The 23,958-nt window shown below is 68.6% G+C and carries 24 protein-coding genes and 7 pseudogenes; 10 read left to right on the top strand and 21 right to left on the bottom strand.

Annotated elements, in window-relative coordinates:
- The first annotated feature begins 22 nt into the window (after positions 1–22).
- Both ACWD35_RS23665 and ACWD35_RS23660 read left to right on the top strand, forming a co-directional pair.
- Entirely contained in the window at positions 23–388 is a 366-nt protein-coding gene (locus ACWD35_RS23665) for a MerR family transcriptional regulator (protein ID WP_451353272.1), read from the top strand.
- A gap of 46 nt (positions 389–434) precedes the next feature.
- Complete coding sequence (locus ACWD35_RS23660; protein WP_451353271.1) at positions 435–1,451, top strand: NADPH:quinone oxidoreductase family protein; 1,017 nt, start codon at positions 435–437, stop codon at positions 1,449–1,451.
- A 98-nt stretch (positions 1,452–1,549) separates the two neighbouring features.
- Here ACWD35_RS23660 and ACWD35_RS23655 read toward each other — a convergent pair whose 3' ends face one another.
- The 3 genes from ACWD35_RS23655 to ACWD35_RS23645 form a co-directional block, all read right to left on the bottom strand.
- Positions 1,550–2,512 carry a phosphotransferase family protein gene (locus tag ACWD35_RS23655; RefSeq protein WP_451353270.1) on the bottom strand — a complete coding sequence of 321 codons (963 nt, stop codon included), beginning with the start codon at positions 2,510–2,512 and terminating at the stop codon, positions 1,550–1,552.
- A gap of 194 nt (positions 2,513–2,706) precedes the next feature.
- Positions 2,707–2,955 carry a hypothetical protein gene (locus ACWD35_RS23650; protein ID WP_451353269.1) on the bottom strand — a complete coding sequence of 83 codons (249 nt, stop codon included), beginning with the start codon at positions 2,953–2,955 and terminating at the stop codon, positions 2,707–2,709.
- Positions 2,956–3,003: 48 nt separating this feature from the next.
- Positions 3,004–3,264, bottom strand: coding sequence for a hypothetical protein (locus ACWD35_RS23645; RefSeq protein ID WP_451353268.1), 261 nt, complete (start codon positions 3,262–3,264; stop codon positions 3,004–3,006).
- A gap of 414 nt (positions 3,265–3,678) precedes the next feature.
- On the opposite strand from ACWD35_RS23645, the gene ACWD35_RS23640 reads away from it, so the two are divergent.
- Positions 3,679–4,047, top strand: coding sequence for a hypothetical protein (locus ACWD35_RS23640; protein ID WP_451353267.1), 369 nt, complete (start codon positions 3,679–3,681; stop codon positions 4,045–4,047).
- A gap of 81 nt (positions 4,048–4,128) precedes the next feature.
- Here the strand turns inward: ACWD35_RS23640 and ACWD35_RS23635 are convergent.
- The 4 genes and pseudogenes from ACWD35_RS23635 to ACWD35_RS23620 form a co-directional block, all read right to left on the bottom strand.
- Positions 4,129–4,326 (bottom strand): annotated as a pseudogene (locus ACWD35_RS23635) (GNAT family N-acetyltransferase); the annotation flags it as partial.
- Positions 4,323–4,460, bottom strand: a pseudogene (locus tag ACWD35_RS23630) (IS256 family transposase); the annotation flags it as partial. The pseudogenes ACWD35_RS23635 and ACWD35_RS23630, both read right to left, overlap by 4 nt.
- A 408-nt stretch (positions 4,461–4,868) precedes the next feature.
- Positions 4,869–5,104 (bottom strand): annotated as a pseudogene (locus ACWD35_RS23625) (IS5/IS1182 family transposase); the annotation flags it as partial.
- Between the two features lie 23 nt (positions 5,105–5,127).
- Positions 5,128–6,207 carry a zinc-binding dehydrogenase gene (locus ACWD35_RS23620; RefSeq protein ID WP_451353266.1) on the bottom strand — a complete coding sequence of 360 codons (1,080 nt, stop codon included), beginning with the start codon at positions 6,205–6,207 and terminating at the stop codon, positions 5,128–5,130.
- A gap of 531 nt (positions 6,208–6,738) precedes the next feature.
- Here ACWD35_RS23620 and ACWD35_RS23615 point away from each other — a divergent pair.
- Positions 6,739–7,113: a VOC family protein gene (locus ACWD35_RS23615; RefSeq protein WP_031487478.1), complete on the top strand. Its 375-nt coding sequence runs from the start codon at positions 6,739–6,741 to the stop codon at positions 7,111–7,113.
- 414 nt (positions 7,114–7,527) lie between these two features.
- Here ACWD35_RS23615 and ACWD35_RS23610 read toward each other — a convergent pair whose 3' ends face one another.
- The 4 genes from ACWD35_RS23610 to ACWD35_RS23595 all read right to left on the bottom strand — a co-directional run bounded on the left by ACWD35_RS23610 (position 7,528) and on the right by ACWD35_RS23595 (position 11,516).
- Complete coding sequence (locus ACWD35_RS23610) at positions 7,528–9,141, bottom strand: hypothetical protein (protein ID WP_451353265.1); 1,614 nt, start codon at positions 9,139–9,141, stop codon at positions 7,528–7,530.
- Positions 9,141–10,058, bottom strand: a complete 918-nt coding sequence (locus ACWD35_RS23605) for an ABC transporter ATP-binding protein (protein WP_451353264.1) — start codon at positions 10,056–10,058, stop codon at positions 9,141–9,143. Before ACWD35_RS23605 ends, ACWD35_RS23610 begins: the two co-directional genes overlap by 1 nt.
- Positions 10,059–10,069: 11 nt before the next feature.
- Positions 10,070–10,456, bottom strand: coding sequence for a hypothetical protein (locus tag ACWD35_RS23600; RefSeq protein ID WP_451353263.1), 387 nt, complete (start codon positions 10,454–10,456; stop codon positions 10,070–10,072).
- A 151-nt stretch (positions 10,457–10,607) separates the two neighbouring features.
- A complete protein-coding gene (locus tag ACWD35_RS23595) occupies positions 10,608–11,516 on the bottom strand; it encodes a CPBP family intramembrane glutamic endopeptidase (protein ID WP_451353262.1) in 909 nt (302 codons plus the stop codon).
- 165 nt (positions 11,517–11,681) lie between these two features.
- Here ACWD35_RS23595 and ACWD35_RS23590 point away from each other — a divergent pair, with 165 nt between their 5' ends.
- Together ACWD35_RS23590 and ACWD35_RS23585 are read left to right on the top strand one after the other, a co-directional pair.
- Positions 11,682–12,905 carry a sensor histidine kinase gene (locus ACWD35_RS23590; RefSeq protein ID WP_451353261.1) on the top strand — a complete coding sequence of 408 codons (1,224 nt, stop codon included), beginning with the start codon at positions 11,682–11,684 and terminating at the stop codon, positions 12,903–12,905.
- Positions 12,902–13,573, top strand: a complete 672-nt coding sequence (locus ACWD35_RS23585; RefSeq protein WP_451353260.1) for a response regulator — start codon at positions 12,902–12,904, stop codon at positions 13,571–13,573. The genes ACWD35_RS23590 and ACWD35_RS23585 overlap by 4 nt, the downstream gene beginning before the upstream one ends.
- A gap of 476 nt (positions 13,574–14,049) precedes the next feature.
- Here the strand turns inward: ACWD35_RS23585 and ACWD35_RS23580 are convergent, their stop codons facing one another.
- Both ACWD35_RS23580 and ACWD35_RS23575 read right to left on the bottom strand, forming a co-directional pair.
- Positions 14,050–14,487 (bottom strand): nucleoside deaminase, encoded by a 438-nt coding sequence (locus ACWD35_RS23580; RefSeq protein WP_451353259.1) that lies wholly within the window; start codon positions 14,485–14,487, stop codon positions 14,050–14,052.
- Positions 14,484–15,302, bottom strand: coding sequence for a TIGR03619 family F420-dependent LLM class oxidoreductase (locus ACWD35_RS23575; protein ID WP_451353258.1), 819 nt, complete (start codon positions 15,300–15,302; stop codon positions 14,484–14,486). Before ACWD35_RS23575 ends, ACWD35_RS23580 begins: the two co-directional genes overlap by 4 nt.
- Positions 15,303–15,395: 93 nt before the next feature.
- Between ACWD35_RS23575 and ACWD35_RS23570 the strand changes: the two genes are divergently transcribed.
- Entirely contained in the window at positions 15,396–15,842 is a 447-nt protein-coding gene (locus ACWD35_RS23570) for an Lrp/AsnC family transcriptional regulator (RefSeq protein ID WP_451353257.1), read from the top strand.
- A 178-nt stretch (positions 15,843–16,020) separates the two neighbouring features.
- On the opposite strand, the gene ACWD35_RS23565 is transcribed toward ACWD35_RS23570, so the two are convergent.
- The 5 genes and pseudogenes from ACWD35_RS23565 to ACWD35_RS23545 form a co-directional block, all read right to left on the bottom strand.
- Positions 16,021–16,170, bottom strand: a complete 150-nt coding sequence (locus tag ACWD35_RS23565; RefSeq protein ID WP_451353256.1) for a hypothetical protein — start codon at positions 16,168–16,170, stop codon at positions 16,021–16,023.
- 59 nt (positions 16,171–16,229) lie between these two features.
- Positions 16,230–16,602 (bottom strand): annotated as a pseudogene (locus tag ACWD35_RS23560) (restriction endonuclease); the annotation flags it as partial.
- Between the two features lie 238 nt (positions 16,603–16,840).
- On the bottom strand, positions 16,841–16,990 hold the full coding sequence (locus tag ACWD35_RS23555) for an HD domain-containing protein (protein WP_451353373.1): 150 nt from the start codon (positions 16,988–16,990) through the stop codon (positions 16,841–16,843).
- A 61-nt stretch (positions 16,991–17,051) separates the two neighbouring features.
- Positions 17,052–18,428 (bottom strand): MFS transporter, encoded by a 1,377-nt coding sequence (locus tag ACWD35_RS23550; protein ID WP_451353255.1) that lies wholly within the window; start codon positions 18,426–18,428, stop codon positions 17,052–17,054.
- Positions 18,429–18,930: 502 nt separating this feature from the next.
- Positions 18,931–19,857 (bottom strand): annotated as a pseudogene (locus ACWD35_RS23545) (IS701 family transposase); the annotation flags it as partial.
- 57 nt (positions 19,858–19,914) lie between these two features.
- Here ACWD35_RS23545 and ACWD35_RS23540 point away from each other — a divergent pair.
- Positions 19,915–20,425 (top strand): annotated as a pseudogene (locus ACWD35_RS23540) (ISAzo13-like element transposase-related protein); the annotation flags it as partial.
- 113 nt (positions 20,426–20,538) lie between these two features.
- Here the strand turns inward: ACWD35_RS23540 and ACWD35_RS23535 are convergent.
- The 3 genes from ACWD35_RS23535 to ACWD35_RS23525 form a co-directional block, all read right to left on the bottom strand.
- On the bottom strand, positions 20,539–20,871 hold the full coding sequence (locus ACWD35_RS23535; protein ID WP_451353254.1) for an HflX-like GTP-binding protein: 333 nt from the start codon (positions 20,869–20,871) through the stop codon (positions 20,539–20,541).
- Between the two features lie 171 nt (positions 20,872–21,042).
- Positions 21,043–21,525: a hypothetical protein gene (locus tag ACWD35_RS23530; protein ID WP_451353253.1), complete on the bottom strand. Its 483-nt coding sequence runs from the start codon at positions 21,523–21,525 to the stop codon at positions 21,043–21,045.
- Positions 21,526–21,646: 121 nt separating this feature from the next.
- The gene (locus ACWD35_RS23525) at positions 21,647–23,044 is read right to left on the bottom strand and encodes a M1 family metallopeptidase (protein ID WP_451353252.1); all 1,398 of its coding nucleotides are present in this window, start codon (positions 23,042–23,044) and stop codon (positions 21,647–21,649) included.
- Positions 23,045–23,195: 151 nt separating this feature from the next.
- Between ACWD35_RS23525 and ACWD35_RS23520 the strand changes: the two genes are divergently transcribed.
- Both ACWD35_RS23520 and ACWD35_RS23515 read left to right on the top strand, forming a co-directional pair.
- Positions 23,196–23,369: a hypothetical protein gene (locus tag ACWD35_RS23520; protein ID WP_451353378.1), complete on the top strand. Its 174-nt coding sequence runs from the start codon at positions 23,196–23,198 to the stop codon at positions 23,367–23,369.
- Positions 23,369–23,728: pseudogene (locus ACWD35_RS23515) on the top strand (transposase); the annotation flags it as partial. The gene ACWD35_RS23520 and the pseudogene ACWD35_RS23515, both read left to right, overlap by 1 nt.
- Between the last annotated feature and the right edge of the window lie 230 nt (positions 23,729–23,958).

The following is a 23,958-nucleotide window of genomic DNA, read 5'->3' as shown; positions in this document are numbered from 1 at the left end:
CGCCCAGACGTTGCCTCCAGATATGAAGATCGGCGAAGCCTCCAGAGTCAGCGGCGTGAGTGCGAGATCGTTGCGGCACTACGAGGATGAGGGCTTGATCGTCCCTGGTCGTTGCAGCAATGGATTCCGCGACTACTGCCAGTCCACTATCGACCGGGTGCTCGTCATCCGCTCGCTGCTGGAGTCCGGGCTGCCCGTGCGGCTGATCAGGGAGGTTCTGCCCCACCTCACTGACGGCCCCGATGCCAGCACGGATGCGGTGTGCGCGGAGTTCCTGCACGAGGTGCAGAGCCATCGCGATCGGCTCGCTGCACGCATCGCCGTTCTCAGCGATCAGCAGGCGGCACTCGACGCCTACCTGAGAGAGGCCCGCCGCTCTGGTCTATAGCCGCCACTTGACCTTGACGTAAGTGTCAGACTCCTACGTTCGGCGCATGGAGATCAACGAGCAGCAGCACACCGCTGAGCAGACGGTACGAGCACTGGTCCAGAGGTCGCACCGGGGACCGAAGGATCTGACCCTCACGACCGATCACCGCCACCCCACCCCAGGGCCCGGCGAGTACCTGATCCGCGTCGGCGCCGCCGGGGTCAACTTCGCGGACGTCATGCAAACCCATGGCACCTACGGAGGAGGCCCGCAGGCGCCCTACGTGGCGGGCTTCGAAGCCGCCGGCGCGATCGTGGGTGTCGGCGCGGGGGTCGAACGCCCACTGCCAGTCGGCATGCACGTCGTCGGAGCCGGCCCGGGCGCCTTCGCGCAGTACATGACGATGCCGGCCGCGGGTGTACTTCCCGTGCCTTCCGGCTGGAGCGACGCCGAAGCCCTCGGCCTGGTGCTGAACTGGACAACCGCATTGGCGGCACTGAAGCCGTTGGGCGAGATCAAGACGGGCGACGTAGTGCTCGTTCATGCCGCGGCCGGAGGCGTGGGGCAGGCCGCCGTCCGACTCGCCCGCCACTACGGTGCGCGCGTGATCGCCACGGCGACATCAGCCAAGCACGACACCGTCAAAGCGCTCGGCGCTGACGAGGTCCTGGACAGCCGACGCCCCGATCTGGCCACGGAGATCACCCGCCTGACGGGCGGTGTCGACCTGGTGCTGGAATCGGTGGGACAGGCCACGTTCGAGGTCAGTCTCTCGGTCACCAAACCCTTCACCGGACGCATCGTCGTGTTCGGCGCCGCTTCCGGCGATGCCAGCCTCAGCACGCACGACCTGGTCTTCACCCATCAGGTCCAAGTCAAGGGCCTGCACATCGGTGCGCTGGCGGCCGCGGCCCCGTCCATCTATCGATCATTGCTCGTCGAGATCGAGGCACTCATCGCCCAGGGCGTGTACCCGCCCGGCACCCCCCAGGTTCACCCCCTGGCCGAGGGGCCAGCGGTGCTGCAGCAACTCGAAGCAGGCCATACCCGAGGCAAGCACGCACTCGATCCCTGGCGATAGGAATGCCTGTGACGCACCGCAATGCCCTACTGTCCCCCGAGGGTCGGCTGATGGCGTTTGTGAGTGAAAGCCGGGCCCGCGCCTCGGACCTTCTTGGCTCAGCCCAGCGCGTCCATCAGGGCGGTGACATAGGCATCCAGCCGCTCCTCCACAGCTCGCGTCGTCATCTCTGCCCTCCCTGCATCCCGCCACGCCTGCGCCACCAACTGCACTTCTTCTGAGCACGCCAGTCCGTCCCGCACCCGCCAGTACAGCCGCTCGCTCGCAACCGCGGCAAGCACCCCGCCGGCCTCCTCATACGCCTCGGCGAACCGCTGACCCCACGCCGGGCCGTGCAGCAGCGCGAGATTGGTGGAGCAGTGCGCCACATCGAGATCCGCCGGACCCCAGGAGGTAGCCGCCCAGTCGACGACGCCGGTGATCCGCGCACCCGCTGACCTGGAGGGCAGCACGTCGAACAGCACGTTGCCGGGTTGGAAGTCCCGGTGCAGGAACCGCCCTTCATAGGGCGGCGCGGGCCCCCGGATCACGTCGATCGCCGCGGCCCACGCCGCCGCGTCGGCACCCTTCGGAACCACGACGGTGTCGGCGGTCGTCAACGCCACATACTCCCGGGGCCGCTCGGCGGGTCGCAACGCGTGGATCGCCACAAGTTGACGGGCCAGCAGAGGAACGCGCGTCTCCAATCCCTCATCGTCGAGGACCGTCCGGCCCGCCAGATGCGTCATCAGGAGCGACGGATACTCGCAATGTGCGGCGGTCGGATCAACCGCGACCAGTCCAGGAGCCGGCACGCCGGTCACCGCCAGCAGGGTCAGGGCGCCAGCCTCCCTGCTCAGCGAGTCCTCGGCGCGCTCCACGTAGAACGGGTCGACGAAGGTCCGCAGCACCAGGTCACGGGTGCCTCCGTCCCGCGTGCCGATGGTCAGCCTCCGCATTTCGGCAGTGATGCCGCCGTGCAGCGCCTCGGTTCTGACGATCCGTTCGCCGACCTCCAGATGCCGGCTCACCCAAGCCAGTGTCAACGGTCGGACGGCCGCCGCCTCATCGTGGTTGGTCACCGTGCCACCTCATCATCCGGAGGCAGCACGCGCAAAAGATTTCAGCGGCATGACCAGCACCTTTCCCTGGACCATCCCGATGCTGGCTGGTCAAGCACTGAGGTGCTGTCAAAACTCGTGAACATCACCCATCCAGGGAATTAGGTGCCTCCCAAACCCATGAACATTCGCTGTCAGGACACCACGGGAGATTCCTACAGCGGCCGGTCAAGCGTTTCGAACGTCTCCAGCGGCACCGGCCCGAGCGGAGCGAGCCGAGCGACAACGCCCTCCACCGCTGTGTCAGGCACGTGGCCGCTCTGACGCAGAAAATAATCCAGGCGGATCCCGTCGCTGCTCTTCATCACGTGGTCCGCGAGCTTCCGTTCGTTAACCACCTTGAACTCAACGACTGCTTTGGGGAGTTCTCTGTTGCGGCCCCGTCGCCTGGGCCGCTCGACCACTGCCAGGTCAACCTTCCGCGTAGTGCGCTCGCCACCACTCCCTTCGGTCTACATGCCCGTCCACTCTCGGCCGACGTCCAGCCGTGTCCCCGCAAGTAGGCGGTGCAGCTGGTAGGCCACCCGGTCCCGGACTGGGTTCTCTACCTGGGAGGTGAGCGCCAGATATGCCAGCTCCCCGTCCTCGAACGACTGACCCGCACTTTGTAAGCAGGAGTCGAGGAGATCCGTCGTGAGCCTCGTCGGCGATTGGACCGTGCCGTCCACACCAGACTGTCGGCCGCGATTGCCGGCGGTCTTCGCGTTGGTCATGGTTGGGAACTTACCCGCCTGGTACGACAATCCGGTCCAGGGAAGAACCCCGCCGCCCACAGGCCAGGAGACCTGTTGTGACATCGAGCTGGTCAGCGAACGCTCGAAGCATCTGAAGTGGGAAGCTCCGGCCATGTATGGGTCCTCGGTGCCGCCAGCCTGTGTGCAATCGCGACCGAATCGGTGGTTGGGCGTACGAGTTCATCTCTCCGTGGCTTCAGGAATCTGTGAACCTGCGCGCTTCCCGTAACCCGGACGGAACTGGCAGCCGGGCCCGGCCGGAAGGTGGTCCGGACCGGCCGTCGGCGTGGCCTGATCATTCAGACCGGAAACCGGCTGTTACGGGTTTGCGGCCAGGCCGTAGAAACGGACTGCCATTTTGCGTTGACCGTTTTCGGATCCAAGGAGCCCACCATGACCCGTTTGCGCACCGCCACCATGGCCCTCGCCGGCGCTGCCGCGATGTTCGCCCTCACCACCGCGCCCGCCCAGGCGGCCCCCGGTGACGTGACGACCACCTGCGCGAGCACGGCCACGCCGGCAGGCTACGTCGACGTCAGCTGGGGTTACAGCCCCAGCTGCGGCACCCAGAACTTCGACCCGAACATCAAGCAGATCAAGCAGCTCACCGGCTTGCCCGTAGGTTCCGTCGTCCAGGCCTGCGGGTCCACGTACTACCCCGCCGGCTGGGTCCAGACCAGTTCGTACTACACGAGCTCCTGCGTCGCCTTCCCGAACTCGGGCTTCAACAACAACGCCTGGACCCTCAAGCGCGTCTCCTGATCGCACCTTCCGATCGCAGCTCCGCCCCGCGACCGAATCGAGCGGGGCGGGCTCACCCAGCCGGATCACCCAGTTCAGTCAGGAAACCGCCGGATCGGGAGAGCCCGCGGTCAGGCGCTGATAGCGCGAGCGCAAGGCTTGCGGGGTGTCTGGAGCACCGCCGATGAAGGTGTGCAAAGCCGGATCCGACAGCACCGCGGCCATCACCTCGGCGTGCTCGTCATGAAGCGGTAGCAGGTCCAGCCGCCTGGTGCTGATGGCCTCAATCACGATGTTCACGCCGCGATCGCCTTGGGCCGTTTGATGAGTCGGCCGTTTTCGAAGCAGGCGGCGCGGACGAGGGCAACGAGGTGGGGCGCGTTCACCACCCGCCATCGGGCCTGAGCGGACTCAACGAGCTCGAAGGCCGTGGCCGGGCAGCGGTCCGGGAGCAGACCTCGCAGGTGACCTGGCAGCACCTGGCGATCACCGGGCTTTCACCTTCGGGCAGGCCGGGTTCTCGCAGTACAAGCGGCGCACGGACAGGTCGATTCGGAGTGGTCGGCCGCCGAGCGTGACATCGGCGAGGTGCCGCACATAGCGGCTGTGGCACCACTCAGTCAGTTGGCCGGATCCCGTACACACCGCTGGAACGTCGGGACCGTGTGCGGGCACGGACCGCCACGACAGCATCGGAAACGTCAACCGAGACAATCAGCACATTGGCCGACTTCGGTAACAGCGTGGCCAGTTCAAGAGAACACAGTCAGAGGTTGCCCGCCAGTAGACCAGCCGACCGCCGTCCCGGGATGATCTACGGCTACGAAAATCTTGCCAGAGCCACGTTCACGTGTACGCCGACACATCGGCAGAAGCGTTCCGTCCACATCACATACGCCTTCATCAACGAGGCCTGTAGGACTTTGGCGAGCGTGGGGGCGAGGGCGAGCAGGGCTCGTCGGCCCGCGCTCAGGCGCCGCCATCGGGTACCGAGAGCGCCGCGGTGCTCCCTCAGACGGGCCGTCAGGAAGCGGAGGACGGAGCTGGACACGTCGACGCCGGACGGGTGGACAAGCACGTGAAGCCTCTGGTGGATTGCCTTCAGGGGCAGATCACCGTCATGGTGAACGGCGAAGCGTGCGCAGCGGCGTGCTGCACCGCCTCATTGGCCTCGTCCAGCGGGAACGAGGTGACGCGCCAGTGGTCCAGTGGCAGCAGCCCGGCCCGGACCAGGGCCGCAAGCCGTCCGGGCGCGTCCCTGGGATACATGTACTGGCCGCGCACGGTGATGCTGTTGCGCATCAGATGCGAGTAGGGCAGCGCCAGGTCGCCCTGCACTCCGCCCATCATCGCGATGCTGCCGCCAGGGCGGACGGCCAGCACCGCGGCACGCACCGGGGCGGTGTCGCTGATCGGCGGCAGCATGTCCAGGACGCGGTCGATCGGCCCGGGTGCCGCAGCCCGCATCGCCGCGGTGTCGTCCTCCTCGCGTCCGGTGAGGACGACAGGTCGCACGCGCGGGCCGAACCGCTCCACCAAGTCGTCCAGCACCGACTTGTTCCGGCCGGGTGCGACCACGCAGCCGGCGCCCATGGCCATGGCCACCGACACCCCGGCGCTGCCGAAGTTGCCGGTGGCGCCGCTTATCAGCACCGTCTCGCCGGGTTGGAGGCCGGCGGCGCGCAGCCCGCCGTAGGGCACGGCCAAGGTGTTGACGGCGGCCCAGGAGGCGGGATCTCCGCCGGGGTGCACGGTTTCATCGCCACCGAGCCGGGTCACGTTCTCCAGCGGAGCAAGCATCCGCTCGGCGAACCCGCCGTGGCGGAAGCGGCTCTGGATGCGCCGGGCACCGTCGCCGGGGGCGATCAGGCCCTGCAGCATGATGTCGGGCGCAACGGCAGCGTCGCGGGAGCGGACCGTGGGATCACAGAGCACCCAGTCGCCGGGAGCCACGCGGGTGGCGTCCGGGCCGACGGCCCGGACCCGGCCGACGGGGCCGGGGCCGGGCGCGATCGGCAGCAGCGACGGGTAGTCGCGGACCCCTTCCAGCACTTCCTTGGTGTAGGGCAGCACGGGAGAGGCAACCACGTCCACGACGATCTCGCCGGTACCCGGCACCCGGCACCCGGCACCCGGCACCCGGCACCCGGCACCCGGCTCGGGGAGGTCCGCGATCCGCAACGGCTCGCCTTGAGGTGCAGCACAGCAGCCTTCATCACCCAACTCCCTTGCTATATGTCAGCGTTCACAGAGCCCTAACCCACCCCCGGTGGCGCTCATACGCCACAGCAGTTGCGTCCCGGTGGCCGGCCCTGCGCTACTTCGCCCTCAACGGCACCGACCATCGCAGCCACGCCGAGCGGAACGCGGCCATCGCCGCCTACGTCCGCCGGCGCAATGCCCGCGCTGAACCGAAGACGAACTTTGCCCCCGACTCACCGATCCGATCATGGACTGACTGCCCGGCCAAGGCCGCCTGACGAGCCAATCGCAGCTGATCGCTTCCCTGTTGTGGCAGTCAGTCCGATCAAGTAGGGTCACCCAACGTGAACACCGGACCGGCGCTACGCCACGCACGGATTGGCCACCCGGTGGAGGGCTGATCGCACGGTGGGTGCAAAGAATGCACCCCCTCAGTTCGGCACGCGGACCTCCCGGCACTCGCGCACCGCGAGTCCGTTTTCCGCGTCGAACAACAACGAGGTCAGCCGAATGACAGCCACGTTCAACCACACCATCATCGCTGCCAAGGACCGCAACGAGTCGGCTCGGTTCTTCCGGGAGTTGTTGGAACTCTCAGAAGCGCCGTCCTGGGGCCCGTTCACCAACATCCAGCTCACCGACGGCGTGCTACTGCAGTTCGCTGAGCCGCCGGTGGAGATCCAGATGCAGCACTACGCGTTCTTGCTCGACGACGAGCTCTTCGATCGCGCGTATCGGCGGCTGTGTGATCGCGACATCGAGCACTGGGCCGACCCGCAGATGCGCCGCCCAGGCGAGATCAACAACGAGCACGGCGGTCGAGGCGTGTACTTCAAAGACCCCGCCGGTCACGCGATTGAGCTGATCACCCGCCCGTATCTGTAGCCGAGGCAGGACCTGGTCGGGTGCCCGAAACAGCACGCCCGACCAGGCGGTCAACTGGCCGAACTCCACCTTTTCCCCAGGGCGTCGCCACCATCCAGGATGAAGTGGTCTCAGTCTGCTGACGAGGAGGCAGCACGTCGATTACCCGGGCCAAGCGGGTCGAGTCATTAGCGCCGCGTGCCCCAGGTCATCCACGCGAACGTCTCCCGGGTCTCGGAGCGGGCGAAGCAGTCGGCCACCGAGGTCGGCCACCGAGGCCAACAGCCCCCCGAACGCGATCCCGTGGGCTTCGTGGTCTGCCGTGGCCGTAGCGGCCGGCTGGTTCTGATGTTGCGTGGAGCGGAGTTGGGGATCAGCGGCAGGAGGGTGATCCCCACAAGAAAGGGATATACCCACAGCGAATCGCCCATGTGGTCACGACGTGGCGCGGCGTGCCGCGCCCGACAGGAAGACAGTGCCGAGCATCACGACCACGCTCACGATCAGGAACGACGGTGACATGCCCGCCGGAGTGCCGTCGTCGGCCCGGATCGCGCCCATGAAGTCGACTGGAGCGATGCCGTTGACCGTGCCGTACCAGAGAGGCGGATAGGCGAACTGAAAGAGTCGGTGTGTCCGGCTGAGCGTGCCGAGGACGAGCGCGAAGGAGGGGATGAAGAGTGCCCCGAGGAACCAGTGGACCAGTCCTTGGGTATCGGAGCCGGTGATCATGCGAATCGCTGGTCCAATGCCGGCTACAACTGTGAGCAGAATGCCTGCTCCCCACTCCGCCGCCATGCGGCTGCGCGCCGAGGGATAAGCACCCAGGATGGCTTCGACCCCGCACTCATGGCGCTGGGTGCCCAGCCGGGACCAGATGAGTACCGGCCAGATCCAGGCCAGCGGGAGCAGGAATCGCGTGACACCGGTCGCGGGTGTGACCAGCTGGGCGACGAGTGTCAGGACGAGGATCCCGGCCCACCACCAGGCGGGGGTGCCCTGGATGAGGATGCGGACCTCTCCGACCAGCAAACGCAGCGCGGGATTGCCGTACCTCACGGAGGCGCTCGGCAGACTCGTGAACCCGGCTGAGCGCTCCTCCACGCGGTCGTCCCGGATGATCATCGAGGGGGTCCCAACTCCATCCGGCAGGGTGCGTGCATCCGTACCCGGCTTCGCCAGGACGCCGCCACGAGCCGGGTCGAACCGCGGGAACCAGAGTGCAGGCAGCGACGCGAGCGCCACCGCGATCATGATCAGCGCGTACCGGCTGAGCAGAAACGCAGGGCTGGGGTCGAAGCCATGCCACTCGAAGGTTTTCAATGGCTTGTCGATCAGCGTCAGCCCCAAGCTGAACTCGCCGGCCTTGTCAGGGTCGATGCCCTGCGCCTGCATGCTCGCGCTCAGCGACTGGACGACCCGGTGCACTCCGATGCCGCCGAGCGGTGCGTTGGGAGATTGGCCGCCGATCGCGATGAACGCCCAGATGAAGAACCACAGTACGTTGCCGAGCCCGGCTCTCAGCAACGGAATCGCCTCGAAGAGAAGCGCCGCAGCCGCGGTGAACGCCATCAGCGGCAAGGAGATAGTCACGAAAGGACTCACCAACTGCACGGGGTTGACCGTCATGGTCTCCCCGCGCGCCAACTGCATGACCACCGCGGTGACCACGAGGACTCCCAGCATGGAAGCCAACACCAGGACACTGCTGAGGAACTTGGCGAGCAGGTAGGCCCACGTTCGCAGTGGCGTCGCGGCCAGGAGCCGGCCCACACCGGTGGCCTCGTCGCGCGAGATCGCGTTGCGCACGACGTAGAACCCGCCCAGTGAGAGCCAGACCGTTCCGGCCAGCGCGACGACCATGCCGATGTACGCGCTGTTGTAGGTGCCCCGGTAAGCACCCAACTGCATGACGACCCAGCCGGATTCCTTGGCAGGTGTGGCGAGATATCCCAGCCCGACCGCGGCGATCAGGATGACGGCGTACGCCGGTCGGCGCACCCGGTCCCAGAAGTCCCCGATGGCGAGCCTGATGAGTGTCTCGAGCATCACTGCCATCCCGTGGGGCCGGCGGGAGCAGCCAGTGGTGCTGACGGGTTCACCACGGGCTGGTTCACGATGGCCAGATAGGCATCCTCGAGATCGGGCTCGACCCGCTCAGCGGTGGCGTACGGCGGTACATGCGTCAGGAGTCGTACGCGGACCCCACTTGAGGTTCGGATCATGCGGCTGACGATCTGGCGCTGCTGGATGACCGAGACGTCCGCGGGATCGACGAGGACCTCCCAGACCCGTCCCTCTACCGCCGCCAGAAGATCCTCGGGCGATCCCCTGCGCAGCAGTCGTCCACCCGCGACTACCACGATGTCTGAGGCCACGGACTCGACGTCGGAGACGATGTGTGTGGAGAGCATGACGACTCGGTCCGCGGCGAGATCGCTCAACAGGTTCCGGAAACGAACCCGTTCCTCGGGGTCGAGGCCGGCGGTCGGCTCGTCCACGATGATGACCTTCGGATCGGCGAGCAGCGCCTGGGCGATACCCACCCGACGCATCATGCCGCCGGAGTACTTGCCGAGGGGTCGTTTGACCGCCTCCGTGAGGTTGACCAGTTCCAGCAGTTCGTCGATGCGAGCACGGGCCGAGCGCGCTGAGAGGCCCTTGGCAGCGGCCAGGTACGAGAGAAACTCCCGCGAGGTGAGGTTGGGGTACACCCCGAAGTCCTGCGGGAGATAGCCGAGAGTGCGGCGCAGCACGTCGGGCTTGGCCACCACGTCGGCGCCATCGAACAGGACCTGACCGCTGGTCGGCCGGGTCACGGTCGAGGCGATGCGCATGAGCGACGACTTGCCGGCTCCGTTCGGGCCGAGCAGGCCGAGCATTCCGGTCTCCAGCCTCATGGTCATGCCGTCCACGGCTCGCTTGCCGCCCCGGTAAACCTTGGTGATGTCGATCAGTTCCAGCATGATGTGTCCCCCTACGCCCCGAAGTCCCGGACGCCGGTCAGCGCCGCCGGGGCGTTCGCCCGGCTTCCCGTCAGCTTCGTGGCGCGGCCGTTGCGCAGGACCTTCACCGACTTCGGCACCGCGACCCGGAAGCGCACATCGCAGTTGGCGAACCGCTCGCAACCGGCCTGCAGGTCCAGCGTGCCGTCCGAGAGCTTCCAACTGGAGTGCGGCTTCGCCCCAGGCCGGACATCGAACCACCGGGTGACTTCGACGTCCTCGCGGTCGCTCGCGACAAGGTCCGTGGGAATGCCGTGGGACCGGACGTTGAGCGTCTTCCCGTCGAACGAGAAGGTCTTCTTGTCGGGTGCCGCATCGTCGGCGTCGGCGCAGCCCGTGACAACAGCCAACGAGGTCACAGCAACGGCAGCCAGGACACTCCTTGACAAACTGCGAGAGAACACACGTACCTCCGGATAGCTCAGTAGACGTCTTCAACATGGCCCCCGTGCCCTGCGGGGCACCCGCCACGACAACCGCGCGGAACGCCAACCCGCAACGGCGGGAACCTCACGAGGCGTGGGCGCGCAGGGACCGGTCCAGCAGGCAGAGGACGGCGAGCGGTGCCATCGCCAGCATCGGGAGCACAGTCGTGCCGAGGGGGCTCATGCCCGCCCCGGGACTGCCGAGCAACTGCCCGACCAGCAGGGACAGCACCATGTTGTTGCCGCTGTGCGCCAGGCTCGCCACCCACACGCTCCCGCTGCGCCGGTAGAGCCACCACAGCAGCACCTCCTGGACCAGGAAGGACGCCGTCCACGCGGCGAGGCCGACGGCTCGGTCGCGGAACTCGATGTAGCCGATGAACGCCAGCGGAAAGTGCCAGAGCGCCCAGATCAGCCCGGTCGCCAGCACCGACGGCACGGTCCGGCCCCCGAACAGCCGGGGCCGCAGATAGCTGGTCCAGCCGAACTCCTCGCCGCAGTACAGAGGGGTGAGCACCGGCACGACCAGCATCAGCGCCGCGATCGCCGCCCAGCCCGGCAGCCCCGACAGCACCTCGCCCAGCGGCGCGAGGTCCGGCTCCCACAGGCCGAGCGCCGCCGCCAGGGCGACCGAGGCCGCGGCGATGCCCAGCGGGCCGAGCCAGGCGATGATCCAGTACGGCCACGCCTCCCGCAGCCGGAGCCTCAGCCCCGCGTCCGCGAACCCTTCCTTCGTGACCCAGCGGCGCACGACGACCGCCACGATCCCCGGACCGAGGGCGTACGGGAGCTGCAGCAGCGGATTCATCGCCGACAGCCCGAGCCCCCGTCGGGCGAACAGCAGCCACAGCCACGTCAGACCGAACGACAGGGCCAGGAACACGACAACGCCCTTGTTCCCGGCGGCCCTTGCCCCGCCCTTCTCCATGCCCCGTGCCCCGGGCACCCCCCCGACCTCTGCCCCGACCCCTTCGAGGCCCGCTCCCTGTGCCATGCGCACGCTCCCCACTTCTCCGGACGACGACACGGAGAAAGCTCCCACCCCCGGCCCGGCCCTCGCATCGCCGCCCGGAGCCAACTCCTGCTCCCCCGGAAGAGGCCCCCCACCTGGCTCTTTCGGGGGACGCGGCGGGCACCGGCCGGGCAGTATGGTCCAGCCATGCGCACCGCGTTGATCCGGAGCCCGCGGCCGTGGCTCCACGCCGTCGCCGGCGCCCTGCTGAGCCTCCCGCCCGCGCTGGCCGCCGCGTTGGCGGCGCCGCCCGGCCGACCGCTGCCGCTGCGGGTCGCCGCGAGCGCGGTGGCGCTGCTCGCCGCCCTCGCCGCCATGGGCTTCCCGCGCGCCGCCCGCACCGGTTCCGTACGCCTGGCGAACACCCTCCTCGGTACCGAACTGCCCGCGCCCGCCCCCGGGACGAGCCGCGACCACCGGCTGCGGACGACGGCGTGGCTGGTGCCGCACATAGTGGTGGGCGTCGCGGTGACCACGGTGACATTCCTCCTGCTGCTGTCCGCCGCGGTGTTCCCCGGGGTGTGGCTGGCCGGCGGCGGTCATGTGTCGACGTTCGGCACGACCGTGCCGGTGGGGGCCGGATGGCGGGGCGCGTGGACCCCGCTGGTGTCTGTCGTGACACTCGCCGCCGCGGCGTACGTCGCCCTGGGCGGCGCAGCCGTGCTACGCCCGCTCGCCCCGGTCCTCCTCGACCACCGGCCCGCCGAACGGCTCGCCGCCGCCGAGGAGGAGCTGAACCGGCTCGCCGGACAGCAGCGGCTGGCACGCGAGTTGCACGACTCGATCGGGCACACCCTGACCGCCTCCACCATCCAGGCCGCCGTCGCGGGCGAGCTGCTGGACCGTGACCCGGAGGCGGCGCGGCGCGCCCTCACCAGCATCGAGGAGACCACGCGCGCCGCGCTGGACGACCTCGACCACGTCCTCGGCCTCCTGCGCGCCGGAGACACGCCCACCGCGCCCCCGCGCACCCTCGCCGACCTCGGCCCGCTCACCGACCGGGTCCGGCAGGCCGGTGCCGGGCTGCGTGTCGAGACTCACGGCGACCTCACCACGGTCCCGGCGACCGTGTCCCGCGAGGCGTACCGGATCGTCCAGGAGGGGCTGACCAACGCGCTGCGCCACGGCGACCCGTCGTCGATCACCCTGCAGGTGACGGCCGGGGAGGACTGGCTGGACGTGGAGCTGCTCAACCTGCCCTCCGGGGTACGCGCGTCGCGCCGCCGGCGGGCCGGTCAGGGCCTCGACGGCATCCGCGAGCGCGTGCGCACCCTGCGCGGCGAGACCTCCGCGGGCCCGTCGTACGACGCCGAGGACGGCCGCGAACGCTGGCGGCTCACCGCCCGGCTCCCGCTACGCTCGGCAGCATGACCGCCCCCGCCGAGCGCCCCGTGACCGTACTCGTCGTCGACGACGAGGAGTTGACCCGGACCGGGCTGCGCACACTGCTCTCCGCCCAGCCCGACATCGAGGTGATCGGTGAGGCCGACGACGGCTCCCAGGTGCTGCCGCTCGTCGAGCGGCTGCGGCCGGACGTCGTGCTGATGGATGTCCGGATGCCCACCGTCGACGGCATCGAGGCGACGCGGCGGCTGCGGGCGGAACTGGCCGACCCACCAAAGGTCTTGGTGATCACCACGTTCGAGAACGACGAGCACGTGTACGACGCGCTGCGCGCCGGCGCGGGCGGCTTCCTCCGCAAACGGGCGCCCGTCCGGCAGATCGCCCAAGCTGTCCGGCTGGTCGCGGAGGGCGACTCGGTACTCTTCCCCGACGCCGTACGCCGCCTGGCCACGGCCCGGCCCGTGCGCCCGGAGGCCGCCGCGCGTACCGCCGCGCTCACTCAGCGAGAGACCGAGATCCTCCGGCTGATGGCGCGTGGCCTGTCCAACCAGGCGATCTCGGCGGAGCTCGTGGTCAGCCAGGAGACCGTGAAGACCCACGTCGGTAACATCCTCGCCAAACTCGGCGCGGACAACCGCACCCAGGCCGTCATCACCGCGTTCCAGGCGGGCCTCGCCGACCCGGGGGCGGCGTAGACCGTGGGAGTCGGGCGTCGAGCCCGAGATGCCCGCCGTCTCCGTTACCCCCGGCGGATGACGTTCTACCTGGAGCGTGCGACGAACCTCGGCGGCACCACCGCCGTCCGCCCGCGCACCGTGGAAGCCTCCTTCGAGGCCGACGCGGCGCCGGTGCGGTACCCACAGCGGTCGCTCGCCACGGTGTGGACGGCGCCGCAGTACATCACGGCCGAGACGGCGCACCTGGAGGAAGAGGAGCGACAGCGGCGCGTCCGAGAGCCCGTCTGGCCGCGCTGCGACGGGAGAAGGGGAAGAAGCGCGAGAAGATCCGCGCCAGGAACCGGGTCACCCGGGCCAAAGCGCTCGCCGAGGCCACCGCCTCCAGTGCCGGCCTGACCCTCGACGACGCAACGTCACCTTGACGAGCCGAAGTCACAGCCCTCACATGGGCGGTGTCGAGGACCACGCGGGTGACGTCGATGAGGCCGACGTCATCAGCGTGGCCGGTAGTAGGCGTCGATGGGGGTGCGTGCCTCGTCGAACAGGGCCGGGCCGTCCTGCGCCACCGTCGGCCAGTCTCCCGATTGCGGGTTGATTTCGACGAGTTGTTCGGTGGAGAGTGCGTAGACGACCCGGCCAATGCCGGAGCGGACAATTCCGCCGCTGCACATGCCGCACGGCTGGCAACTGGTGTACAGGGTGGTGCGGACGGCCGTGGCCGGGGCGAGTTCGCGGGCCGCCCAGCGGGCCAGCTTCAGTTCCGGGTGGGCGCTGATGTCGTTGTCACGGCGCACCGTGTTGTGGGCCTCGGCGAGGATCGCGCCGTCCGGGCCGACCAGCAGGGAACCGTACGGCGCGTCGCCCTGGGCGACGGCTGCTGCCGCGATGCCGATCGCGCGGCGCAGGAGCATCTCGTCGGCGGTGGTGATCATGATGTCGTCCTCCAGTGGGTGGCCACCTCGGTGAGCGCCTGCCAGGCCGTGTGATGCCGGCGGATCTCTTTCGGATCTCCGTGGTAGGGGTCGAGTACAACGGTGTCGGCGCCGAGCAGACGGAGCTGGTCGAGGTCGTCGAGGATCTGCTCGATGGTGCCGACGCCGGCGATCCGCTCGGGGTCGTCGACCGGAGTTTCGGTCAGCCGCAAGGCGATGCGGGGTGCGAACGCCGGCAGCGAATGGTCCGTCAGGACCGTGCGCATCCGCGCCAGGGACAGCCGCAGCGGGTGCCAGGCGTCCCCGAACTTGGCGGCACGTCGGAGCGCCGCCGCACTGTGGCCGCCGACCCAGACGGGGATCGGGGCGGCGCCGTGCTCGGTCTCTGTGCGCCACGCGTCCCGCAGGGCGGCCAGGTACTCGTCGGTCAGCCGGCCGCGGGCGGTGAATGGCACGCCGAGTGCGTCGAACTCCTGGCGGGCCCAGCCGACGCCCACTCCGAGCACGAATCTGCCGCCGCTGAGCTGGTTGAGGTTGGTGGCCATCCTCGCCACCAACAGCGGGTGCCGGTACGGGAGGATGAGCACGGTCGTGCCCAGCCGCACTCCGGTGGTGACGCCGGCCAGCCAGGACAACGTGGTGAACGGCTCGTAGAACGGCTCCGGGTACCGCTCGGCCACATCCGGGGTGACGGCCACATGATCCGACACCATGAGGAGGTCGTAGCCGAGCCCCTCCGTGATCCGCGCCCAGTCGCGCAGCACGCCGGGATCGGTACCAGGCCCGAAGTTCGGGACGTTCACGCCAAGTTGCATGATCCGAGGCTATCTCGGCGATCATGGCGTGCGGAACCGATCCTTCCCGGTGATAGCAGCATTCTTCCGTGGTTCTACCGGTAGAGTCGCGATATGGCCGTGAATCTTGATGAAATCGACTGGGCAATCATCGGGCAGCTGCAGCGGGAGGCCCGCATCTCCCTCAGCGAGCTGGGACGGCGCGTGAAACTCAGCTCCTCGGCCACCACGGAACGGGTCCGGAATCTGGAGTCGCTGGGCGTCATCACCGGCTACCACGCCGTTGTTGACCTGGCCAAGGTCGGTTATCCCGTGCTCGCCCTCGTCCGGCTGAAGTACCCGGGCAACCACCACCAACCGCTGCGCCGGCTGCTCGCCGAGCGACAGGAGATCCTGGAGTGCCTGCGCACCACCGGCGACGACTGCTACACCTTGAAGGTGGCCGCGACTTCCATGGAACACCTGGAGACGCTCATGGACGAGCTGGCCGGTTTCGGCAGCACGACCACCAGCGTCGTCTACAGCCAAACGCTGCCCTGTCGCGGACCCAGCCGCCCCTGACAACAGCCGACCCGCTGCCGCCTTACGGCTCCCCGCCCCACCCGAGCGCGGCGGGATGGATGGTGGCGGGAAGCTATAGGGCGTTTGAACGGTGGGCTGTTGCATGCGGCGTCGCGGCACGGGTTGCGCTGCATTCGCCGGTACTTGTGCGTCGCGCACGAGGCGGCAGACGAGGTTGTCAGTGCCGACGTGGAAAGTGGTCGGCGAAGAGACCGAACGCCAGGGTGACTGCGGTAGCCGTGCCGAGCGCCGGATTCCGGTGGGCGGTGTAGCCCACGACGGCAACCAGGGTGAAGACGAACGCGGTGTGGAGATCGATGCCTTCCAAGGAGCCCCTTCCAACTTGGAGGGCGGCCACGGCCACGAACCGTCAGCTGAGGATCGCGGTCACCCCAGCAAGCGCTCCTTGTGTTCAGCTCGGCGGGCTGGCTGAGAGTCGGCTGAGCCCTGCTGTTCGGGCGTTGGCAAGGAGGGACATTGCGTCGCGCCCTGGATGCCGAGGACGTCGTACAGGTGTTGGCCATGGGCCCATTTCTTCAGCTCCGGGCCGTGGCGCAGGCGGGCCGTCCCGTTGAACTTCTGCGTGTCCTGATCCGACCGGGTTCAGGTACTGCTTGCACTGCGGGATTAGGAGGCGGGCGGCCTTCGTCGTCTCGGGCGGTGACGTCAACGCCAACGTCGCCGGCACCGCCGGCCTGGCGGGACTGCGAAATCCGTCACGGGTCAGGAGATCGCCGCACGCCTGCTCGAAGCCTGTGGCGCCGTGTGGCTTGACCGTGAGGTGTTCCGGGCGGACACGGGCGGGTGGTGCGTCACCCTGGCTACGCCGACCAGCGTGCTGCCCCACGCCCGTACTGGGCGCGGGGAACGCCGCCGAGCTCAGTGAGCAGTCGGTCCTTGTTTCCCGGGGCAAAACCGGCGCGGGGGACCCATCCGCTGGCGGCTCCGGTATGGATCAGTTCCTGGGTGTATGACCAGAGGCCGGCGGAGGTCCTTGATCACGGACTTGCGGGCGAGTACGTCTTCCTCCGTAACGCCTGCAGGCGGTCCATGGCCTTGGCGAATCGCGCCTCGGGGGTGGTTCGTGCCTCGAACTCGTCCCACAGGGCCCGGAAGTGATCACGCTGGTCCTGGGGCAGGAGTGCGATCTGGCGGCGCAGTCTGTGGGCCAGGACTGGGCAGAGGAGGAGACCGTAGAACAGGAGCGATTCATTGATGACCTCCGGTCCTTTGCTCGAGAGACTGGTTTTGCGGAGATACCGCGGTGGGGTTTCCCCTGCTACGGCCGAGGAGGGACAGCGCCAATGGTGCGGCGGTCGTGGCGATGACCGCGGTGGCGCAGAACGCTCGCACGAAGTCCGGGGCTGCCGGGTGCTCTCCGTGCAGCAGGACGAGCAGTGCCAGGCCGACAGAGCCGCCGACGTACTGCGCTGTCGTCACCAGGGCGCTCCCGGTTCCGTTGCTTTCCTCGGGGAGATCGCGGGTGCCCGTGATGAACATGCCGGTGAACGCCATCCCCTGCCCGAGGCCGCTGAGTAGCAGTCCTGGCAGGATGGCCGGCGCGTATCCGCCCCCGGTGCCGACGGCCAGGGCGAGTATCAGAAGTCCGGCCGCGCCGGTGAGGAAGGCTGTGGACAGAAGCCAGCGCAGCGACCGACTGCTGGCCAGTCGGCCGGCCACGGTGTTTCCCACGACGATGGCCCCGGCCAGCGGCAGGAAGGCCATGCCTGCGGCGAGGGCGCTGTAGGCCCGTACATCCTGGAGGTACAACGTGACGAGGTAGAACTCGGCTCCGAAGCTCGCCATGTACAACGCCGCTACCAGACCAGCTACTTGAAGGGTCCGCACGTGCAACAAGGCATGCGGAACCAGCGGCCGGCTCCGCCTCTGGTTGAGCGCAAGCAGTCCTCCGGCCACACCCGCCACCACCACGGCGACAGTGACAACCGACACGGCCGGATGCGCGCGGGAGAGCTCGGTGAAGGCCAGGACGATCGCGACGACTGTGACGCAGGCTGAGAAGGTGGCCGCGGTGGCAAGGGAAGTCCGCTTTCCGGCGGTGCTGAGTCGGACCGCGTTTCCGGCAGCGAGCAGGCAGACCGCAACGATGGGGAGGTTGACCCAGAAGATCCACTGCCAGGAGGCCACTGCGAGGATGCCGCCACCGGCCACGACGCCGAGGGCGAGGCCGACCGCCCCCGTGGTGCCCCACACACTCACGGCCCGGTCTCGTTCAGGGCCGGCCGGGTAAGCGGAGCTCAGCAGTCCCAGCGTCGCCGGCACCAGCAGGGCGGCCGCGACGCCTTGCCCGACGCGCGCTGCGATCAGGGGCGCCGCGGCGCCCGAGAGCGCGGCGCCGACCGAGGAGGCCGCAAAGAGCAGTTGGGCGGTGAGGAACACGCGGCCGGCGCCGACGACGTCGGTCAGCTGACCGCCCAGCAGCAGGAAGCCGGCGAAGAAGATCGCGTACGCACTGACGATCCACTGCAGCGCGACCGCAGAAAAGTGCAGACTTCTCCCGATATCGGGGAGGGCGACATAGATGATGGAGAAGTCGAGTGCCACCAGCAGCTGCGCCCCTGCCAACGCGATCAGTAGACGGGCACCCGGGGTCGGCGCGGGAGAAGCGGGCAAAGTCGGTCAGCCTCCACAGATCATGGGTCACCCCAAAGCGGTAGGCGCGTTCATGCGTTCCCGAACACGTCCCAGAACCGCTCGGTGTCCAGGTGCGTCGCCACCAGGGCGTTGGGATTTCTTCCCCGTGACACCGTAGAGGTCGATCACGGTCGCGCCGCAGGTGAATTCGCCGCGCAGTTCGATCGAGACGGGTGCCTCGGCACAGTCTACGAGGCGGGTCCAGCATGCGAACCGTGTGCTTGTTGTCGCTCAGCGTGGGCGCGAAGTCGAAATGTTCGGCTTCTTCATCTGATCGAACAGCCGTCGGACGATGAGCCCGGGGTTCAGCGTCGTTCCCTTCCTTCTGCACGGGTGGCGGTTTCGAGAAGCACTATGTTGGCGCTGGTGATCCTGGATGAATGAGTCCAAGGGATGCTGTCGCGATCAGTGATCGAAGGCGATCAGGGATCGCTTAATACTCCAGCAGCGGTTCGCTATCTGGCCTGGTCAGAGGCGTCGTCCGGAGTGTAGTCGGCTGATGGTGCGCCAGGGGCGGTCTTGCCGGACCGCCCCTCCGACGAGTGGACTCGTCGCCGGTAGTGGCAGTTGCGGGCGACGTCTTGGCGCCTGCGCCGCCACTGCGACCAGCTGTGGCTGTCTGGGCCGCCGTGACCGCGAGAAGGGCATGGGCGAGCATGGCCAGGGTGATGTGCCGCATCCGGCCGACGTAGCGGCGGACTTCGTACTGGTCCAGGCCACATTCGTACTTCGCGGCCGGGAAGCATTCCTCGATCGCCCACCGCCTCCCAGCGACGACCCGCACCAGCTGGTCGACATCCGTGTGCACCGGGGCATAGCCGAGGTAGTAGGCGATCTCGTCGGGTCTGCTGATGCTGCGGCGGGCCAGCGCCCAGCGTTGATGTGTGGGTCTGTCGCCGTCGGAGTCCTCGATCGCGGGGATCTGGACGGCTCCCCAGTGGTAGACGCGCGGGCCCTTGGCGCCGTCGCCGCACGAGCGTTTCTCCCACGCCTCGTCCGGTGCCTGCGCGAACAGGTGGTCGATGCGGCGGAAGCGCGGCACCTGCTGGGACTTCGGGGCGGCCAGGAGACAGCCGATGGCGGTCTCTTCCAGCAGGCGGCGAAAGCGCCATTCCTGGCGTAGGCGGAATCGGCGGTCACCCAGGCGATCGGTAACGGTGAGGCGAATGCGCGCAGCACATCACTGTGGCCAGCTCTCCCTTGGTGGCGAAGGTCCGCGCATCGGGGTCTTCGCGGCGCGGCAGCGCCGGCGGTCGTTTGTCCAGGACTTGGGCAGATACAGCTCACGGTCCACCAGGGCCCGGCCGCGGACGGTGGCGTAGGCGGCGAAGACGCCGATCTGGCAGTTTTCGGTGCGGCCGGGGATCCGTATTTCAATTAGTGCTCGGTGGACGGGAGTTGGCGAAACACTGAGGGCATGGCTCTGCGTACGGTCGACCGGATGTCCGTGGCGGCTCTCAAAGCCAAGTTCGATCAGCTCCTGCCGATCGCGCTGGTGGCCGCCGCTTCCGGCGCCAGCGCGGCCACCGTCACACGAGGGATCGCCGAGCTGTCCGGCCGTCCCCTGCCGACCGGGCGGATCAGGGCCCCCGGGGCCGGCCGCGAACAGCTGACGGTCACCCACCCGGGCCTGTGGCCCGCGCTGGAGGCCCTGATCGAGCCACACATCCGGGGAGGTCCGGTCTCACCACTGCGCTGGACCACGCTCTCGCTGAGGACCCTGGCCTCGGCGTTGACCGCACAGGGCCACCCGGTCAGCGCGGCGACCGTCGGACGTCTGCTGCACGCCCTGGGATACAGCCTGCAAGGCACCGCGAAGACCTCGGAAGGCACGAGCCATCCGATCGTGACGCCCGATTCGCCCACCTCTCGGCAATCGTGACAGGCCCGGTCGCACCTGGCGGCCGGGCAGGAACCCGATCCGGGTGGGCGGGCAGAACCCGCCCGTGACCATGGCCCGCTCGCTACACCCCCACCGGTCGACGTTTCCGCAGCTCAGGCAGCAAAGGGCCTGTTTCAAAAGCGCGCTTCGAGTGAGCGATCAGTCGGCAGCGAGGATGTCGGAGAGACTCACAGCGGGGCAGCCGAGTATCGCTGTCAGCGCGCGCCGCTGGCGCTCGGTCAAAGAGGCAACGAAGATCGCTGCGTCAGCGTTGGCCTGCTCGCAGGCCTCAGCTACCTCTCGGACCTTTCCGTAGCTCAGCAGAGTCCGCGAGGAATAGGGCAGGCCCATCTTTTGGGCCCCGCCGTCCGAGACGCCCCGTCGCTGCACGATCTGCCCGACGACCTGAGCGCCGCGCGCTGCCAGCTCTGTGGCTGCCGACGCCATGAGCGTTACGAAGTCCTTCTCTTTCGCGGAGAAGTAGCCAACCACCACCACATCAGCCCCCAGGACCGTGAGCCGCGAAGCCTGGCGCCGGGCCGGCCGCGCACGGTGAACCAGGCGCCGATCGCGCCTTCGAGGCTGATGCATGCCTCACAGGCTAGATGCCCGGCGAGCTGCAGCGACACGCGTTTTCTCGCTGGCCGAGGTTAGCGATCAAGATCAGAGCCACTCGTTAATGACGGCGATGGCGACGCTGGCCTCGTAGCGGACGGCCAGCTCGTCGTATCTCGTGGCCACCGCTCGATGGCGCTTGAGGCGGTTGATCCCGCACTCGACTGCCTGGCGCTCGCGGTAGTCGGCCTTGTCGAATTGCGGCGGGAGGCCGCCGCGGGCGCCCAATGCCCTGTCGGCCCCTACCCGGTCCGGTCGGCAGCGTGGCCTGCCGACGCTCACGCGCGGGACTCGGATGCCTTCGAGCACCGGCCGGAACGGGGGACTGTCGTGCCGCTGGCCAGCGGTGACCAGGAAGGAAAGCGGCTTCTGTCCGTGGTCGGCCGCCAGGTGCACCTTCGTCGTCAGCCCGCCGCGCGAGCGCCCGAGCCCGCGGTCGGCAGGCCTTTCGCGCTCAGCTGGCGCTTGGACCAGACCGGAGGCCGCCCTGGCTTGTTGCCCATGGGCAACAGAGGCTCCAGCCTGGTCCATTGCTCGTTCGTCAGATCCGCACGCCCCACGAGTGGATCGTGGCAGACCTTGATCAACTTATGAAACAGGCCCTTACTTTATGACACTCCCCCCGCCAGTGAGAAGGCATCGCCGTAGGTGTTTACCGGATGCGGTGGGTCTTCCAGAAGGAGGTCAGGTCCTTGTCGGTCATGGACTGGGCGGATTTCTTGAAGTCGGCGGTGGTGGAGATGCCGTACCAGTGGTCGCGGGCGTAGCGCTTGAGGAGGCGTGCCATGGTGGCGGTGCCGAGGGTGCGTTCCAGGTCTGCCAGGGCGCAGGGGCCAGCGGTGTAGATGAGGTGGTATGCGCCGGGGTGCTTCGCCCAGTAGGCCATTGAACTGGTGAGCGCGGCGTTCTGGTCGGGCCAGTTGTCGTGGCCCCAGCAGTCGCGGGTGTCCCAGCCGTAGAAGCGGGCGTTGGCGTACTGGGCGAAGCTCTCGTCCAGCCAGGGCGCACGGTATTGGTCATCGCCGACGATGCCGTACCACCACTGGTGGGCCACTTCATGGACGACGGGGCCGCCCTCCTCGGTGGTCCCGAGCAGGACCAGGCCGGGGTATTCCATGCCGCCGCCGAACCGCCGGGTCATCACCAGGTCGAGCTCGCCGTAGGGGTAGCGGCCGTACTCCTTGCTGAACCGGTCGACGGCGGCGGCGCCGTCCCGGCGGGTGATCCGCACGCCGGGGGCGGGCGTGTCGGGTGCCCAGTACGATCTGACCCGCACGCCGCCGGGCGTGGTCTGGGCCGCGGTGCGGAACGGGCCTGCCGCCCACGCGAAGTCCCGTACCCGGTGCGCGACGCTGTGCGTCAGGGTGCGCCCCGGCGTGCCGGGGCTGGTGCGGGTGCGGCCGGTCGCCGGGACCTTGAGGGCCGACGGATGGTCGAGCGTGACTCGGAAGTCGCCGACCAGGGTGTAGAAGCTCTCACCGGTCGACACGTACGGATCGAGGTGCCATCCCGTCGCGTCGTGCACGGCGAGCACGGGCAGCGCGTTGCCGAGGAAACGGAACGCGCCCTCGCGGCCGAAGCGGTTGTTGCGCCCGGGCACGGTGAGGGACACGTCGAAGGAGACGGCCGTGCGCCGGCCGCGCTCGAGTGGCGCGGGCAGGGTGATGCGCAGCGCGGTGCAGTTCACGCTGAGCCGGCCCGCCGTGCCGCCCCGCACCCGGGACACGGTGACGGGGGAGGGGCTGCCGGGAGTGCCGCAGGCGTCCATGCCGTTGCCCCACAGACGCAGGTACACCTCGCGCAGGGGCCGGTCGGAGGCGTTGCGGAACGATACGCGCTGCCGGCCCTTCCAGTGGGTGCCGTCGGCATCGGCGCGCAGGGTCACGTCGTAGCGCAGGTGATCGGGTGTCGCGGCCTGGGCGCTCTTTGCTGCGGCCGTGGGTCCGGGGACGGCGTCGGCGACGCCGACGCCGGACCCGACGAGCAGCGCGAGCAGGACAGCGAGCAGACGGCGGGGGGTTGTTGGTGGCCACGCGGGCAGAGACGGCATGGCAGCCGATCATGTCACAGTGCTTCCGGCATACGCCCCCGTGTGCGGAAAGCGAGCGGGCCGGTTCCGTTTGCCGCGGCCGAGCACGACGACGTGCACGGCAGCTGGGCGATCGGGCCGGGGGCGGGTCTGGGACGGCGTCGTGGGCGTCGTGCGCAGTCGCGCGGCCAAGGACGCGGAAGTTCTCGCGCTCCGGTACGAGAACGCGGTGCTGCGCCGTCAGATCGCCCGGGTCCGCTGTCAGCCGGCCGACCGGATCTGGCTTGCCGCGCTCTCCCGGCTGATCCCGCGCGACCGCTGGCGGCAGATCTTCGCGGTCACCTGATTTTGATCGACGCCATCCACGTGAGGATCCGTGACGGCGCCGTCGCCAACCGGCCCGTCTATGTGGCCCTGGCCGTCACCGCCGAGGGCCGGCGCGAGATCCTCGGCTTGTGAGCCGGGGACGGCGGCGAGGGCGCCAAGCACTGGCTGTACATCCTCACCGAGATCAAGAACCGCGGGGTGAGCGACGTCCTCATGCTCGTCTGCGACGGCCTGAAGGGCTTGCCCGACGGGGTCGAGGCTGTCTGGCCCAAGACGATCGTGCAGACCTGCGTGGTTCACCTGCTGCGGAACTCCTTCCGCTATGCCGCCCGTCAGGACTGGGACAAGATCGCCAAGTTCCTCAAATCCGTCTACACGGAGGTCAGGTGACAGGTAGTCAGCCGATCTCCCGAAGCCACCACGAAGGAAGGCTCATGACGACGTGCAGTCCTCGCTGAACAGCGGTACCTGCGCCACGGCGACGTCCGTGCGGACGTCGTGCGGCTCGGCTCGGTGCCGCCACCGTCCGGCACTGTCTGGGTGGCGTCGACGTCCATTTCCATCACGACCCGGGCTGCACCAGGTGGGCATCTGGCCCCGCCCGGCCG

This window comes from Streptomyces sp. NPDC002671 (assembly GCF_053592475.1).
The sequence above is the reverse complement of the archived record's forward strand: the minus strand, read 5'-3'. Positions and strand labels throughout refer to the sequence as shown.